Genomic DNA, 14,715 nt, shown 5'->3' with positions numbered 1-14,715 from the left:
ACCACACCTGCATGACAAGCCGATGACCCGATCATGCATGCACGAACCTGACTGAAATGTTTGTTTCAGGATGCTGAAGATGCGCTACAGCGCATCGTGTTTTCAGGTGTAAAACGCACGTGAAGAAATGCACGGCATCGCAACATCATCGATGTCCGCGCTCTTCCTTCGAGCGTGCACGACGATCGAAGATCAGCGCGCTGAGGATGATGCCCAGGCCCAGTGCCACGCCGATCAACATCAAGGTGAATGCGATGGCCGGGTAGCCGAACAGGTGCCAGCCGGTATCTACTTTCATCATCATCGCCGCGGCAAGAATCAACGCGGCGGTAACAATGCCGGCCGACACGCGGTTGGCGATCTTCTGCAGGTTTTCCATCAGGCGCGATTCTTCCAGCCCGGTCACTTTCATCTGCAGGCGGTTCTCGGCCAGCAGGGCAAGGATGTCGGACATCTTGCGCGGTCCTTCGCGCAGCAGCTGCTGTATCTCCATCGCTTCGCTGGCCAGGTTGGCCGCCGACAGCGATTTCTTCAGGCGCGCACGCATCACGTGCTGCAGCTGTTTTTCCACGATGCGGCGGGTGTCCAGGTCGGGCGACAGCAGCCGGCACACCGTTTCCAGATTCAGCAATGCCTTGCCGAGCAGGCTCAGTTCCGGCGGCGTGCGCAGCCCGCTGGCGGTGGCGATGCGGACCAGGTCGAGCACCACGCGGCCCTCGGAGAAACTGGTGTTGGCCGCATAGCGCGCGATCATCTGCCCGGTTTCGCGCAGGTAGCGTTCTTCGTCGAACGATTCCAGGCGGGTACTGATGCCGATGATCTCATCGGCCACTTCTTCGCCACGTCCGTCCACAGCGGCGAACAGCAGCTTGAGCAGGCGCTCGCGCAGGCGCGGCGGCATGTGCGCCACCATGCCCAGGTCGAAGATGGCCAGGCGACCCTGCGGGGTGACGCGCAGGTTGCCCGGGTGCGGGTCGGCATGGATCTCGCCATGCACGAAGATCTGGTCGATGTACCCGCGGATCAACGCGGCGGCGAGCGGCGCCATCGGTTCTTCGGTGCGGCGCACGTCGGGAATCATGTCCACCCGCACGCCGTTGGCCAGCTCCATGGTCAGCACGCGGTGGCTGCAGTAGTCCCAGATCGGCTGCGGCACCCACAGCGGCTTGAACGGCTTGAGGTGCTGGCCGAAGCGCTGCAGGTTTTCTGCCTCGGCCTGGTAGTCCAGCTCCTGCATCAGGGTTTTGGCGAACTCGTTGAGCCAGTCGCGCAGGCGGACCCGGCGGCCGACCTGGGTGAGGTGGTCGGCGGCCAGCGCGAAGCTGCGCAGCACCTCCAGGTCCGAGCGCAGCTGCGCGGCGACCTCCGGCTTCTGCACCTTGACCGCTACCTCGCGGCCATCATGCAGCTGCGCGCGGTGCACCTGCGCAATGGAGGCACACCCCAGCGGCACCGGGTCGAAGCTGGCGAACAGCTTGGACACCGACGCGCCCAGCTCCTGCTCGATGATCTGTGCAATGCGCTCGACCGGAATCGGGGCCACCTTTTCCTGCATGCGTTCCAGCGCCGTGGCAAATTCCACCGGCACCATGTCCGGGCGGGTGGACAGCATCTGCCCCAGTTTCACGAAGGTGGGGCCGAGGGATTCCAGGTCGGTGACAAACTGCTCCGGATTGCCCTCCGGCGGCACGTCGTGCACCGCGCGGGCGTCCAGGTTCATGCCCGAAAACACCCCGGAGTTCCGGTAACGCAGCAGCAGGCGCAGGATCTGGCTGCGGCGGTTCATGCCTTTTACCAGCGATGGCGAGCCAGGGGCGACGGGCGTGGTATTCAAGCAGAACTCCAGGACGGTTGTCCCCGGAAGTGTGCGGCCCGGGAGGTGGTGGGGCGGTGAATCCAACGGCATCTACCGCGAACGGGCCAGGATCGGGCAGAATCCACGCTTTCCGCTTGATCTATTGGATTGCCATGGCCGGTGCCAGCCTGTTTGCGTTGCTCGATGACATTGCCACGCTGTTGGACGATGTGTCGGTCCTGACCAAGGTCGCGGCCAAGAAAACCGTCGGCGTGCTGGGCGACGATCTGGCGCTGAACGCCCAGCAGGTCACCGGGGTCAACGCCAACCGCGAGCTGCCGGTGGTGTGGGCGGTGGCCAAGGGCTCGCTGGTGAACAAGGCGATTCTGGTGCCGGCCGCGCTGGCGATCAGTGCGCTGGAGGCCTGGCTGCGCGGCAAGGGCTACCCGGTGCCGATCGTGGTGCCGCTGATGATGATCGGCGGCGCGTTCCTCTGCTACGAAGGCGTGGAGAAGCTGGCGCACCGCTTCCTGCATTCCAAGCAGGAGGACGAGCAGCACAAGGCCGAACGGGTCAAGGCGCTGGCCGACGAGAAGGTCGACATGGTGGCCTGGGAGGGCGAAAAGGTAAAAGGCGCGGTGCGCACCGACTTCATCCTGTCGGCCGAGATCATCGTGCTGTCGCTGGGCGTGGTGTCGGCCGCGCCGTTCCTCAACCAGGTCACCGCGCTGGTGGTGATCGCGCTGGCCATGACGGTGTTCGTGTACGGCTTGGTGGCCGGCATCGTGAAGCTGGACGACCTGGGCCTGTACCTGTCGCGCAAGGGCGCCGCCCTGGCGGCCTTCGGGCGGGGCCTGCTGATCACCGCGCCCTGGCTGATGAAGTTCCTGTCGGTGGCCGGCACTGCGGCGATGTTCCTGGTGGGTGGCGGCATCCTGGTGCACAACGTGCCGGCGCTGCACCATGCCGTGGTCGCGCTGGGCGGGGAAGGCCAGTGGGGGTGGCTGGTCAACGCGCTTGGCAACATGGTGGTGGGCGTGATCGCCGGTGCGATCGTGCTGGCCGCGGTGATGGGTTTCCAGAAGCTGCGCGGCAAGAAAGCGGCCCACTGACCGGGCCGCGGTCTGTCAGCGGGCGTTCCAGTCGCGCAGCGCCTCCAGCTCGGCGCGCGCGCCGGCCAGGCGGCGCCCGGACAAGGCATCGATCGCGCGCTGCAGGCGGGGGGATTCCGGGGCCTGCCGCTGCCAACGCCGGGCCAGGAGCAGCAGGGCGGTCATCAGCGCCGCCCCGGCCACCAGCGAGATCAGCAACGCGCGTGCGGCGAAGGCGGACAGGTCGATGCTACAGGCCTGCCATGCCACCAGCACCGGCACCGCCAGCCACAGCCAGCACCAGGGCAGCCCCAGCAGCAGTTCGCCTGCGGCGGTCTGCATGCGCAGCAATGCCAGCTGCCGGGACTGCTGCAGTACCGGCTGGTCGGGCTGCAGCTGCCCGCGCAGGTGGAGCCGGGCAGCGCTGACGATGATTACCGCCACGCAGTAGACGTGCAGCGCCACGGCGCTGAGCATCACCGCCCGCGGCGGCTGCTGCCACCACACGCTGCCGCAATAGATCGACAGCGCCAGCCAGAACAGCAGCTGCATCACCTGCACCGCACTGAACGCCGACAACTGGCGCTGCGCGGCGTGCTGCCGGTGGCGTCGCCAGCTGTTCAGCGCGGCGGTCGCCTCGCTGTCGTCGGCGTCGCCGCCGGCCTGGTGCCACAGCTGCTTGAGCGGGTCGGTATGCATGGCGATGGCCTCAGGCGGTGGGGTCGAAACGCGCGCGCAGCTGCTGGCGCAGGCGGTGCAGGCGGGTGGACACGTTGGCAGTGCTGATGCCGAGGATGTCGGCGATCTGGCGGTGGTCGTGGTCGTCCAGGTGCAGCAGCATCAATGCCCGGTCCAGCGGCGGAAGCATGCGGATCGCGTCCTCCAGCTGCTTTACCGCGTGCTGTTGTTCGGCCGGCGCACCCTCGTCCACCGGCAGGGTGTCCTCCTCCAGCACGGCATGGTGGCGTTGCCGCAGCTGCTGCCGGCGCACCTGCGAGATGGCCACGTTCAGCGCGACCCGGTACAGCCAGGTAGAGAAGCGGGCGCGTGCCGGGTCGAAGCTGTCGAACGCATCCCAGGCCTGCACGCTGATGTCCTGGATCAGGTCGAGCCGGTCTTCCTGGTGGGCGCAGTAGCCGCGCGCGATCTTCACCACGATGCCGCGGTGCTGCTCCAGCAACGCGGCAAAGCGGAGGCGGGGGTCGCGGGCGGCGGGGGTGTTCATGTCCATACCGGGGTGATTCGTACGGAGGCGGCGGTTATCACAGCGCCTCGGCGGGCACGCCGATCACCGCGGCGCGTCGGCCGCCTGCACGCGGTTCTTGCCGACCCGCTTGGCCGCATACAGGGCCGCATCGGCACGCCGCAGCAGGGCATCCACCGGTTCGCCGGCCTGCCATTGCGCCACCCCGGCGCTGAAGTGCACCGGCACCCGCGTGTCGTCCAGCTGCAGCGGGCGCTGGGCCAGCGAGCGCTGCAGCCGCAGCAGGGTGGACATGCTGTCGGCGGCCGGTGTCTCGGGCAGCAGCAGCACGAACTCGTCACCGCCGATGCGGGCGATCGCATCGGTGCTGCGCAGGTGCAGCTGGCAGACCGCCACCAGCTGGCGCAGCACGGCATCGCCGCCGGCATGGCCGTGGGCGGTGTTGGTCTGGTGGAAGTCGTCCAGGTCGATCAGCGCCAGGGCCAGCGGGTGGCCATGGCGGCCGGCCCGCGCCAGCTCGCGCTCGACCAGCTCGTCGAAGCCGCGGCGGTTGAGCGCCCCGGTCAGCGGGTCGGTGCGGACCAGCCCGGACACATCACGCAGTTCCTGCTCCAGCTCGGCGATGCGCTGCTCGGCCTGTTCCACTTCGCGGCGTGCATTGCCCAGGTGGTCGCGCGCCTGCAGTGCCTGCTCCTGCACGCGGCCGGTGTCCTGCAGCACGCCCTGCAGCAGCTGGCTGAGGTCGGCGATGCTGCGCGCTTCCTTCAGGGCCAGCGCATAACTACTGATCCGGTCGTGGTATTCGCCGGTGCTCACGGCCATGCCGTCGAGGCGCTCGATGAAGCCGCCCATCAGGCCCTTCATGGCCGCCTTGGATTCAACGATGCCCTGCTTGAGCAAACCCTGCTTGTAGATCACTTCGCGCAGGTTGGCGCGCGCCTGGTCGACCGAGTCGCGGTCCAGCGGGCCGCTGATCAGCTGGCGCACCGCATGCACCTGCCCATGCAGCCAGCTGCTGTCATCCAGCAGCTCGCCGATATTGTCCAGCAGCAGGTCGAACAGGCTCAGCAGCAGTTCCTGCTGCTCCTGCCAGCCATCGCTGCGCACGCCGATCTGGTGGGTCAGCTCGCGCAGGCGCAGTTCGATCGGCTGCAGCGGCTGGCCGGGATGCCAGTGGCGCAGGTCGGCGGCGATCTGCGCGGGTTCGTCCCGCAGCTCGGGCATGTTCTGCAGCAGGCTGGCCACGGTCACGCCCAGCGTGTGCCGCAGCAGCTCGCGCAGGCGCAGGCTGTCGGGCTGGCCGTCGGGGCTGTCCTGCTCGATGGTGCGGATGTACTTGTCGATCAGCTGGCGCATCGCGCGGCCGTAGCTGACCCAGTCGGCACTGCGCTGCGCCGACTGCAGGCGCAGGCCCATGTCGCCCAGTTCGCCGGGCAGGGTGGACATCCCATTGGCGAAGGCGGCCAGCAGCGGTTCGGGCTGTTCGGCACCGGCGAACAGGCGCTGCAGCATCGCGCTGCTGCCGCCCTTGGGGCCGGGTGCGTCCACGCTGGCCGTGTCGATCACCCGGGTGCCGGCCTGGCGCCGCGACAGCAGCCGGCCCACGGCGGTGCCGGGGCTGGGGGGAGCGTCGTGCGGGTCGGTCATGCGCGGATCCTTGGCGGGTCACCGGCGGGGCGGCCGGGCAGGTGGAAGAGGTTGGAACAGTATCGGCGCCGGGCACGCCGGCTTGAACGCGGGCCGGGCACGTCGGCTGTGCCACGATGGTAGGCAATCTGACGGTGGGAGCGTGCGATGAAGGTGATGCTGGTGGGGGCAACCGGGCTGGTGGGCGGGCAGGTGCTGCAGCAGCTGCTGGATGACGCGCGCTGCGATGCGGTGGTGGCGCCCACCCGGCGGCCGCTGGCGCACGCCGACCCGGCCCTGCACAACCCGGTGGTCGACTTCGAGCGGCTGCCGGTGGACGCGTCCTGGTGGGCGGTGGATGCGGTGATCTGCGCGCTGGGCAGCACCATCAAGCAGGCCGGCAGCCGCGCGGTGTTCGCCCGGATCGACCACGACTACCCGCTGCAGGTGGCCACCTTGGCCCAGGCCCACGGCGCGCACGCATTCGTGCTGAATTCGGCAATGGGCGCCGACCCGCAGTCGCGGATCTTCTACAACCAGGTCAAGGGCCGGCTGGAACAGGACCTGCGCGGGCTGGGCTACCGCTCGCTGACGCTGGTACGCCCCGGTCTGATCGGCGGCGAACGCAGCGAACGCCGCACCGGGGAGCACCTGGCCAGCCTGGTGCTGGGCGCGCTCGGCCCGGTGCTGCCACGCGCCTGGCGGATCAACCCGGCGGTCAACATCGCCGCGGCGATGGTGGAGGCAGCACTGGCACCGCGCCCGGGCGTCCAGATCGTAGGCGCAGCAGACCTTGCACGGTAGAGCCGACCGTTGGTCGGCTGCACAGAAACCCAACCGAGGTAGAGCCGACCGTTGGTCGGCTGCAGGAACCCCAACCGGGTAGAGCCGACCGTTGGTCGGCTGCACGGTATACGGAGGAGCCGGCCAGCGGTTGGCACTACCGGGGCGCAAACAACAACGGCCACCTTGCGGTGGCCATTGTCGTATCCGTCATTGCCCGCCGACCAACGGTCGGCAGCTACCCGCTCGCGCAGATCAGCTGGCCAGCGCCAGATCATCCAGCATCGCCCGCAGGAAGCGCGCCGCCTCACCGCCGGTCGCCGCGCGGTGGTCGAAGGTGACCGACAGCGGGATCACCTTGTGCGCTTCCACGCCGCCCATCACCGGGGTCATCTGGTGGCGGGCACGGCCGGCACCGACGATGGCCACGCACGGCGGCACCACGACCGGGGTCGCGTAGCGGCCGGCGAACATGCCGAAGTTGGACAGCGAGATGGTGTAGCCGCTCAGCTCGGAGGCGGCGATCGAGCGCGATTCCACCTGCTCGCGCAGGCGGTTCACGCCCTCGCGGATGCCACGGGCGTCGAGCATGTCGGCGTTGCGCAGGGCAGGCACGAACAGGCCGTCGTCGGTGTCCACCGCGATGCCGATGTCCACCTGGTTGTGCAGCGTGCGGGTGAGCGCATCGCCGTCGAACCACGCGTTCAGGGCCGGCACCTTCTGGCAGGCCACCACGATCGAGCGCACCAGGCGCGCGGTGACGTCGTTGCCCGGCACCCAGGCGTGGATGTCGGCGTCGTCGTTGAGCGTGGTCGGCACGACCTTGCTGTGCGCATCGGCCATGACCCGCGCCATGTTCCGGCGCACGCCCTTGAGCGGTTCCGGCTGGCCCTTGGCCACCACGCCCGGCGGCTGGGTGCGCATCGGGCGACCGGCGGCCGACAGCGGCGTACGCGATTCGCCGGCGCGCGCCACCGGTGCCGGTGCAGCGGCAGCCGGTGCGGCCACGGCGGCGCGTGCCGGCGCAGCGCCGACCTTGGCGCTGCCATCGGCGGCGGCCTGCTTGACGTCGGCCATGGTCACCGCGCCATCGGTGCCGGTGGCACGCACGCGGGTGAGGTCCACGCCCAGCTTGCGCGCGGTGGCGCGCACGGCCGGCACGGCCTTGACCCCGCCCACGGCGACGGCCTGTTCGGCGTGCACGGCATTGGAGCTCTGCATGGCGCCGACCACAGTGCCGGCGTCATCGCGCTCGGCGCCGGGCTTGGCGATCTCGCCCCCGTTGTCCGACGCCACCACCTTGTCCGGCTGCGCGGCCGCGGTCTGGCCGGTGCTGGGGGTAGGCGACGGTGCGGCATGTCCGTGGCTGTGGCCGGTGTCCTGGCCATCGGCGCGCTGCGGCATGTTCGGGTCCAGTTCGAACTGGGCCAGCACGCTGCCGGTGGGAATGATGTCGCCTTCACCGCCGGCCAGCGCCAGCACCTTGCCGGAGAACGGCGAGGGCACTTCGACCACGGCCTTGGCGGTCTCCATGGAGACCAGCGGCGCGTCGAGCGCGATCACGTCGCCTACCTTGACGAACCACTCCACGATCGTGGCGTCCGGCAGGCCTTCGCCGAGGTCGGGCAGGTGGAAATTCTTGTTCTCACTCATGTGCAGTTCTCTTCCAGCAGTTCGAGATCGCGGGCCGGCAGCCAGCCCGTCGCGCCGTTCGCGCGCTCGGACCACCACCAACCACCGTGTTCATGATGCAGTTTGACCAGTTCACCGCTGTCCACATCCAGTTCGCGGGCGTCGTAGTCGCGCAGGGCTTCTGCGCGACCCTCGTCCAGCAACTGCAACCACGCCACCGGTGCCCAGCCGGCACGCCCGTCATCGGTGCGTACCCAGGCAAACGCCGGCCATTCTTCGTCACGAACACCCAGTTCGACGATCTGGCCGGTGCGGAACCGGAGCGGGTTGGGGTACTGGCTGCGGTACGGGCCTAGGAGGCGGGCCCGCACGTCAGCCTGCCGCAATGGCGCGTTTGGCAGCGCTGACGATCCGGTCCACGCTTGGCAGGTACTTCATTTCCAGGCGGAACAACGGAATGTGGGTGTCATAGCCGGTGACGCGCTCGACCGGTGCCAGCAGGTCGTACAGCGATTCCTCGGCCAGGCGCGCGGCGATTTCCGCACCGAAGCCGGCCGTCTTCGGCGCCTCCTGCACGATCACGCAGCGGCCAGTCTTGGCCACCGACTCGGCGATGGTGGCAAAGTCGAGCGGGCGCAGCGTGGCCACGTCGATCACTTCGGCACTGATGCCTTCGCCGGCCAGCTTGTCGGCTGCTTCCAGCGCTTCCTTCACCTGCGCGCCCCAGGTGACCAGGGTCACGTCGGTGCCGTCGCGCAGCACGAAGCACACGTCCAGCGGCAAGGCTTCGCCGTCGTTGACGACCACTTCCTTGTACTGGCGGTAGATGCGCTTGGGCTCCATATAGATCACCGGATCCGGTTCGCGGATCGCGGCCAGCAACAGGCCATAGGCGCGCTGCGGCGAGGACGGCAGCACCACGCGCAGGCCCGGCACGTTGGTGAAGATCGATTCGTTGGCTTCGCTGTGGTGCTCAGGCGCGCGGATGCCACCGCCCCACGGCACGCGCAGCACCATCGGGCAGTGCAGGCGGCCACGGGTGCGGTAACGCAGGCGCGCGGCGTGGCAGATGATGTGGTCCACCATCGGGTACATGAAGCCGTCGAACTGGGCTTCGGCCACCGGCTTCATGCCCTGTGCGGCCAGGCCGATGGTCAGCCCGGCGATGGTCGTTTCATCCAGCGGGGTGTCCAGGATGCGGTCGGCGCCAAAGCGCTGCTGCAGGCCGGCCGTGGCGCGGAACACTCCGCCGTTGACGCCCACGTCTTCGCCCAGCACCAGCACCGACTTGTCGTGCTCCAGCTCCCAGGCCAGCGCCTGGGTAATGGCTTCGATGAGGGTGATCGGGGTGGTGGTCATGCTCTCTTCTCCGCGCGCGGCGGCGGCGCTGTCGGCGGCGTTGGTCTGCGCGCTGGAGGCGCCGTTCTTGATCTCATCCATGGCGCTGCTCCAGGGCGATCGCCTGCGCACGCTGGGCCAGCAGGTCCTGCGGCGGGTCGGCATACAGGAAGTCGAACATCGCCTCCACCGGCTGCACCGGGGTATTGAGGTACAGGTTCACTTCTTCGTCCACGCGCTTGCCGCACTCGGCGGTCCAGGCGGCTTCCTCTTCCTCGCTCCACACACCGGCGTTGGTGAGGTACTTGCGCAGGCGCAGCATCGGCTCGCGCTGCCAGGCATCCTTCACTTCGGCGTCGTCGCGGTAGCGGCGCGCGTCATCGGCGGTGGTGTGGTCGGACAGGCGGTAGGTCATCAGTTCCAGCACGGTGCCGCCGTCGCCGGCCAGCGCGCGTTCGCGCGCCTGCAGCATGGCGGCCATCACCGCGATCAGATCGTTGCCGTCCACCTGCAGGCAGAACAGGCCACCGGCCAGCCCCTTCTGCGCCAGCGTTTCGGCACCGGTCTGGGCCGAACGCGGGACCGAGATGGCCCAGCCGTTGTTGACGATGCACAGGATCAACGGGAGCTTGTAGGCACCGGCGGAGTTCAGGGCAGCGTAGAAGTCGGTCTTGGAGCTGCCGCCATCGCCGCACACCGCCACCGCGATCTGCTTTTCGTTGTTGAGCTTGAACTTCAGCGCCGCGCCGGCCGCGTGCAGGCACTGGGTGGAAATCGGCACGCAGAACGGGAAGTCCTTGGCCGCGTTGCCGCCGTAGTCGTTGCCACGCTCGTCGCCGCCCCAGTACATCAGCACGTCGTGCGGGCGCACGCCACGCATGAACATCGCGCCGTACTCGCGGTAGGACGGGGCGAACACGTCGTCCTTCTGCATCGCGGCGCCGATGCCCACGTGGGCGGCTTCGTGGCCCAGGCAGGCCGCGTACGTACCCAGCTTGCCGGTGCGCTGCAGCGCGATCGACTTGCCGTCGAACACGCGCACGAACAGCATCTGCTTGAACATCGGCAGCAGCGCGCGTGGATCGCGTAGGGCCTCGGGCAGGTCATCGCGGACGAGCGTGCCGTCCGTGTCCAGGTACTGCAGGTATTCGATCTTGAACTCAGCGGCAACCGTCATTGCGTACTGCACCTTCGACAGGAAGTTACAAATGATATGAATTGCCATGTTAAGGAAGGCGTACGAAAAAGCCGTCCTGCGGCGCAGCAAGTGTCCCGGTGGACAATACGCCCATATACCCCGGAAGGGGCGCGAAATGCCAATGACTGCAACGTATTCAGTTGCCGCAACCAGGCATGAGCGAGCGGCGGCAGGGCAGGGCGGCGCCGTGCCGCGGCGGGCCTGCCCGCGCAGAATCCGGCCCCCGCCCCGGCACCACACGCCGGCGCATGGCCCCCGCCGCCCGGGAGCGCATGCTGTGCGCTACCCTTTGACCCCCTCATTTGGCCCACGCCATGTCCGTCGAGAAGAACCAACGCGACCTCGAAGCCGGTATCCACACCGATCTGCAGGGGCGCCTGACCTACGGCGGCTACCTGCGGCTGGACCAGCTGCTGAGCGCCCAGCAGCCGCTGTCCAACCCGCCGCACCACGATGAGATGCTCTTCATCATCCAGCACCAGACCTCCGAGCTGTGGCTGAAGCTGCTGGCCCACGAACTGCGCGCGGCCATCGGCTTCCTGCAGCGCGACGAGGTCTGGCAGTGCCGCAAGGTGCTGGCGCGCAGCAAGCAGGTGCTGCGCCAGCTGACCGAGCAGTGGTCGGTGCTGGAAACCCTGACCCCGTCCGAGTACATGGGCTTCCGCGACGTGCTGGGCCCGTCTTCGGGCTTCCAGTCGCTGCAGTACCGCTACATCGAGTTCCTGCTGGGCAACAAGAACGCGCAGATGCTGCAGGTGTTCTCGCACGACCCGGCCGGCCAGGCGCAGCTGCAGGAAGTGCTGGACGCGCCCAGCCTGTACGAGGAATTCCTGCGCTACCTGGCCCGCTTCGGCCACCCGGTGCCGGCCGAGTACACCGGCCGCGACTGGCAGCAGCCGCACGTGGCCGACGACGCCCTGCACCCGGTGTTCGAGCGGATCTATCAGAACACCGACCGCTTCTGGCGCGAGTATGCGTTGTGCGAGGACCTGGTGGATCTGGAGACCGCGTTCCAGCTGTGGCGCTTCCGTCACATGCGCACGGTGATGCGGGTGATCGGCTTCAAGCGCGGCACCGGCGGCTCCAGCGGGGTCGGCTTCCTGCGCCAGGCGCTGGAGCTGACCTTCTTCCCGGAGCTGTTCCAGGTGCGCACCACGATCCGCAACGACGACCCGATGCCACCCGACGCCTGAGCCCGCGCCGGGCCCGATCGCCCTATTCATCATGACGCCCGGATGACCACGGGGCTGCCCGCAGCCCCCGCCGTTGCTGCGCTGACGGGTCATCCCCGATGGTTGCAGGTGCAAGTTCAGCGAGCATGCCGCCACCTGCACGGATCGGCGTGTATTTGACGTGAACGCCGTTGGTCTGGGATTCTCCCGCGCTGTTCGCACATCGGACGTGCATGTCTTCCACCGAACCCAGGAATCCCGCATGAGCGTAGACGCCGCCGCGAAATCCGTTCCCGACCCGGCGCTGCCGGATTTCAAGACCACGCTGGGCCACCCGCGCCCGTTGTGGATGCTGTTCATGACCGAATTCTGGGAACGCTTCGCGTTCTATGGCATCCGCTGGGCGCTGGTGCTGTACATCGTGGCGCAGTTCTTCGAGGGCGACTCGGCCGGCCAGGCTGCGGCCAGCCGGACCTACGGTGCCTACCTGGCGCTGGTCTACGCGGCGGCCATTTTCGGCGGCTACGTGGCCGACCGGGTGCTGGGCTACCAACGCTCGATCCTGACCGGTGCGGTGATCATGGCCGCCGGCCTGTTCATGGTCGCCATGCCGAACAAGGAAGTGTTCGAGCTGGGCCTGGCCACGATCATCATCGGCAACGGCCTGTTCAAGCCCAACATCTCCACCATGGTCGGCAAGCTGTACGGCCTGAAGGATGAGCGGCGCGACTCGGGCTTCACCATCTTCTACATGGGCATCAACATCGGCGCGATGATCGCCCCGGTGCTTACCCAGTACCTGGCCGAGCGCGTGTTCGGCACCCAGGCGATGCCGTCCTACAAGATGGTCTTCATCGCCTCGGGCATCGGCATGCTGATCAGCCTGGCGTGGTTCTACGTCGGCCGTGCCGGCCTGAAGGGCATCGGCGCACCGCCGGTGGGCGCCGAAGGGTTCAGCCGCATCATCATGGTGTTCGTGGGCGCCATCGTCGCCATCCCGGTGGCCTACTTCCTGCTGTCCACCGGCGCCACCGCGCTGGCCTGGATCCTGGGCGTGATGTTCATCGCGCTGGGCGTGCTGCTGCTGGTTGAAGGCATCCGCGAGGGCAAGGTCCAGCGCGATCGCGTGATCGCCATGCTGATCATCTTCGTCTTCAACGTGATGTTCTGGATGTTCTTCGAACAGGCCGGCAGTTCGTTCACCTTCCTGGCCGATGAGATCGTCAACCGCCAGCTCGGCGGCTGGACCTTCCCGACCGCGTGGTTCCAGTCGGTCAACTCGGTGGCCATCATCACCCTGGCCCCGATCATTGCCTGGATCTGGATCAAGCTCGGCCGCGCCAACCCGTCGATCCCGCGCAAGTTCGGCCTGGGCCTGCTGTTCAACGGCGCGGCCTTCGCGCTGCTGATGCTGGCCCTGTCGAGCATGGTGGTGGACGGCAAGATCCCGTTCTGGACGCTGTTCATGGTCTACGTCATCCAGTCGGTCGGTGAGCTGTGCCTGTCGCCGATCGGCCTGTCGATGGTGACCAAGCTGGCCCCGGTACGCCTGGTCGGCTTCGGCATGGGCGGCTGGTTCCTGTCCACCGGCATCGGCAACAACCTGTCGGGCATCTTCGCCGGCGTGGTCAGTGGCGAAGGCGGCATGACCGTGGAATCGGCCCTGAAGGGGTATACCTTCGGTTTCTGGGCGTTGATCATCTCCGGTGCGCTGCTGTTCCTGCTCGCCCCGCTGATCAACAAGTTGATGCACGGCGTCAAGTGAGGTCTGCGATGCGCATGAAAGCAGCGGCAATGTCGATGATCGTGGCCGGCCTGCTGGCCGCCTGTTCGCCGTCGTCGACGCCCACCGCTGCGCCTGCGCAGCCGGTGGACACCACCGAGCAGAAGGCGCCGGTCGCCGATCCCAGCGTACCGGTGGCCTCGGGCAATACCCCGGCCGCGGCGGATGTCGCCGCCGTGGCGGCGCTCAACGCGCAGTTCGACCCGGCCCGCGATCCGGTCGCCGACCTGGCCACGGCCAAGGTCGAGGCCCAGCGCGGGGGCAAGCGGATCGTGCTGGACGTGGGCGGGGAGTGGTGCTCGTGGTGCCACCTGATGGATGCCTTCATCGAGGGCGATGCGGAGATCCGCAGCTTCCGCGACGCCAACTTCGTGTGGATGAAGGTCAACTACAGCGAAGACAACGAGAACGCGGCATTCCTGTCGCAGTTCCCGGCAGTGAAGGGCTACCCGCACCTGTTCGTGCTTGATGCCGACGGCACGCTGCTGCATTCGCAGTTCACCGGGGAGCTGGAGGCGGACAAGGGGCAGAAGAAGGGCTACGACCGTGACCGCTTCTTCGCTTTCATGAAGCAATGGGCGCCACCCAAGGCGTCGTGATCGAGAAAAAGCCGCGGATTCCGCGGTTTTTTTTTGCGTTTTTTCAGCCACCTGGCAGATGGCGTGACGCGTCGCATCCCGTTGAAGCCGATCGCTGGTCGGCCCGCCTCGGCGCGCAGGGACCTTCGATGTCCCTGTCGCTCTTGCGCCGCAGATCAGCAGCAGCCGACCAACGGTCGGCTCCACCGGCATGGCGTGTCCGGAAAATCCTGACTATCCATCCGGATCACGATTCGAGATCATCTCACTCATACTTGTGAAAAAAATTCCGTGCTGTTATTCACGGAATGACGCGGCAAAGCGGCAGGTGGGACGGTGGCAACATCGCGGCTGCTAAAGCAATCGCCGCGTCCAGCCGCTATTACCTGTCGTCGGGGTGCCTTTTCACGCACGCCGGTAGGGGAGCGGTGCGCTGGTGATGCAGGCGGGGGAAGGACCGGGTGGCCCGTTCTGGTGCCAGGGTGTTTTTCAATCAGGGATAACAAGGTGCGATC

The 14,715-nt window shown here is 67.6% G+C and carries 13 protein-coding genes; 5 read left to right on the top strand and 8 right to left on the bottom strand.

What is annotated here, in order from left to right; translation table 11 throughout:
- Positions 1–145 precede the first annotated feature (145 nt).
- The gene (locus GQ674_RS18190) at positions 146–1,834 is read right to left on the bottom strand and encodes an AarF/UbiB family protein (RefSeq protein ID WP_128095769.1); all 1,689 of its coding nucleotides are present in this window, start codon (positions 1,832–1,834) and stop codon (positions 146–148) included.
- A 134-nt stretch (positions 1,835–1,968) separates the two neighbouring features.
- On the opposite strand from GQ674_RS18190, the gene GQ674_RS18185 reads away from it, so the two are divergent.
- On the top strand, positions 1,969–2,907 hold the full coding sequence (locus tag GQ674_RS18185) for a DUF808 domain-containing protein (RefSeq protein ID WP_159499558.1): 939 nt from the start codon (positions 1,969–1,971) through the stop codon (positions 2,905–2,907).
- 15 nt (positions 2,908–2,922) lie between these two features.
- Here GQ674_RS18185 and GQ674_RS18180 read toward each other — a convergent pair whose 3' ends face one another.
- The 3 genes from GQ674_RS18180 to GQ674_RS18170 form a co-directional block, all read right to left on the bottom strand.
- Positions 2,923–3,585 carry a hypothetical protein gene (locus tag GQ674_RS18180; RefSeq protein ID WP_159498191.1) on the bottom strand — a complete coding sequence of 221 codons (663 nt, stop codon included), beginning with the start codon at positions 3,583–3,585 and terminating at the stop codon, positions 2,923–2,925.
- A 10-nt stretch (positions 3,586–3,595) separates the two neighbouring features.
- Complete coding sequence (locus tag GQ674_RS18175) at positions 3,596–4,111, bottom strand: sigma-70 family RNA polymerase sigma factor (RefSeq protein ID WP_159498190.1); 516 nt, start codon at positions 4,109–4,111, stop codon at positions 3,596–3,598.
- 63 nt (positions 4,112–4,174) lie between these two features.
- Complete coding sequence (locus GQ674_RS18170) at positions 4,175–5,737, bottom strand: GGDEF domain-containing protein (RefSeq protein WP_159498189.1); 1,563 nt, start codon at positions 5,735–5,737, stop codon at positions 4,175–4,177.
- A gap of 147 nt (positions 5,738–5,884) precedes the next feature.
- Here GQ674_RS18170 and GQ674_RS18165 point away from each other — a divergent pair, with 147 nt between their 5' ends.
- Positions 5,885–6,520 carry an NAD(P)H-binding protein gene (locus GQ674_RS18165; RefSeq protein ID WP_159498188.1) on the top strand — a complete coding sequence of 212 codons (636 nt, stop codon included), beginning with the start codon at positions 5,885–5,887 and terminating at the stop codon, positions 6,518–6,520.
- A 234-nt stretch (positions 6,521–6,754) separates the two neighbouring features.
- On the opposite strand, the gene GQ674_RS18160 is transcribed toward GQ674_RS18165, so the two are convergent.
- Genes GQ674_RS18160 through pdhA form a run of 4 tightly spaced genes read right to left on the bottom strand, consistent with a single transcriptional unit; the run spans position 6,755 to position 10,646 of the window.
- Positions 6,755–8,152, bottom strand: a complete 1,398-nt coding sequence (locus GQ674_RS18160) for a dihydrolipoamide acetyltransferase family protein (RefSeq protein ID WP_159498187.1) — start codon at positions 8,150–8,152, stop codon at positions 6,755–6,757.
- Positions 8,149–8,502 carry an SH3 domain-containing protein gene (locus GQ674_RS18155; protein ID WP_038685760.1) on the bottom strand — a complete coding sequence of 118 codons (354 nt, stop codon included), beginning with the start codon at positions 8,500–8,502 and terminating at the stop codon, positions 8,149–8,151. Before GQ674_RS18155 ends, GQ674_RS18160 begins: the two co-directional genes overlap by 4 nt.
- A 1-nt stretch (position 8,503) precedes the next feature.
- Entirely contained in the window at positions 8,504–9,571 is a 1,068-nt protein-coding gene (locus GQ674_RS18150; RefSeq protein WP_159498186.1) for an alpha-ketoacid dehydrogenase subunit beta, read from the bottom strand.
- Positions 9,564–10,646: a pyruvate dehydrogenase (acetyl-transferring) E1 component subunit alpha gene (gene pdhA, locus GQ674_RS18145; protein ID WP_159498185.1), complete on the bottom strand. Its 1,083-nt coding sequence runs from the start codon at positions 10,644–10,646 to the stop codon at positions 9,564–9,566. The genes GQ674_RS18150 and pdhA overlap by 8 nt, the downstream gene beginning before the upstream one ends.
- Positions 10,647–10,981: 335 nt before the next feature.
- Between pdhA and GQ674_RS18140 the strand changes: the two genes are divergently transcribed.
- The 3 genes from GQ674_RS18140 (at position 10,982) to GQ674_RS18130 (ending at position 14,221) form a co-directional block, all read left to right on the top strand.
- Positions 10,982–11,860 carry a tryptophan 2,3-dioxygenase family protein gene (locus GQ674_RS18140; protein ID WP_159498184.1) on the top strand — a complete coding sequence of 293 codons (879 nt, stop codon included), beginning with the start codon at positions 10,982–10,984 and terminating at the stop codon, positions 11,858–11,860.
- A gap of 241 nt (positions 11,861–12,101) precedes the next feature.
- Positions 12,102–13,604 carry an oligopeptide:H+ symporter gene (locus GQ674_RS18135; protein ID WP_159498183.1) on the top strand — a complete coding sequence of 501 codons (1,503 nt, stop codon included), beginning with the start codon at positions 12,102–12,104 and terminating at the stop codon, positions 13,602–13,604.
- Positions 13,605–13,612: 8 nt separating this feature from the next.
- Entirely contained in the window at positions 13,613–14,221 is a 609-nt protein-coding gene (locus tag GQ674_RS18130) for a thioredoxin family protein (protein WP_159498182.1), read from the top strand.
- Positions 14,222–14,715: the final 494 nt, after the last annotated feature.

This window comes from Stenotrophomonas sp. 364 (assembly GCF_009832905.1).
In the GTDB taxonomy this organism is placed as follows: domain Bacteria; phylum Pseudomonadota; class Gammaproteobacteria; order Xanthomonadales; family Xanthomonadaceae; genus Stenotrophomonas; species Stenotrophomonas maltophilia_AP.
The sequence above is the reverse complement of the archived record's forward strand: the minus strand, read 5'-3'. Positions and strand labels throughout refer to the sequence as shown.

Coding starts and splice junctions, on each gene's coding strand:
- GQ674_RS18185 (WP_159499558.1), top strand. CDS start 1,969: ATGGCCGGTGCCAGCCTGTTTGCGTTGCTCGATGACATTGCCACGCTG.
- GQ674_RS18180 (WP_159498191.1), bottom strand. CDS start 3,585: ATGCATACCGACCCGCTCAAGCAGCTGTGGCACCAGGCCGGCGGCGAC.
- GQ674_RS18175 (WP_159498190.1), bottom strand. CDS start 4,111: ATGAACACCCCCGCCGCCCGCGACCCCCGCCTCCGCTTTGCCGCGTTG.
- GQ674_RS18170 (WP_159498189.1), bottom strand. CDS start 5,737: ATGACCGACCCGCACGACGCTCCCCCCAGCCCCGGCACCGCCGTGGGC.
- GQ674_RS18165 (WP_159498188.1), top strand. CDS start 5,885: ATGAAGGTGATGCTGGTGGGGGCAACCGGGCTGGTGGGCGGGCAGGTG.
- GQ674_RS18160 (WP_159498187.1), bottom strand. CDS start 8,152: ATGAGTGAGAACAAGAATTTCCACCTGCCCGACCTCGGCGAAGGCCTG.
- GQ674_RS18150 (WP_159498186.1), bottom strand. CDS start 9,571: ATGGATGAGATCAAGAACGGCGCCTCCAGCGCGCAGACCAACGCCGCC.
- pdhA (WP_159498185.1), bottom strand. CDS start 10,646: ATGACGGTTGCCGCTGAGTTCAAGATCGAATACCTGCAGTACCTGGAC.
- GQ674_RS18140 (WP_159498184.1), top strand. CDS start 10,982: ATGTCCGTCGAGAAGAACCAACGCGACCTCGAAGCCGGTATCCACACC.
- GQ674_RS18135 (WP_159498183.1), top strand. CDS start 12,102: ATGAGCGTAGACGCCGCCGCGAAATCCGTTCCCGACCCGGCGCTGCCG.
- GQ674_RS18130 (WP_159498182.1), top strand. CDS start 13,613: ATGCGCATGAAAGCAGCGGCAATGTCGATGATCGTGGCCGGCCTGCTG.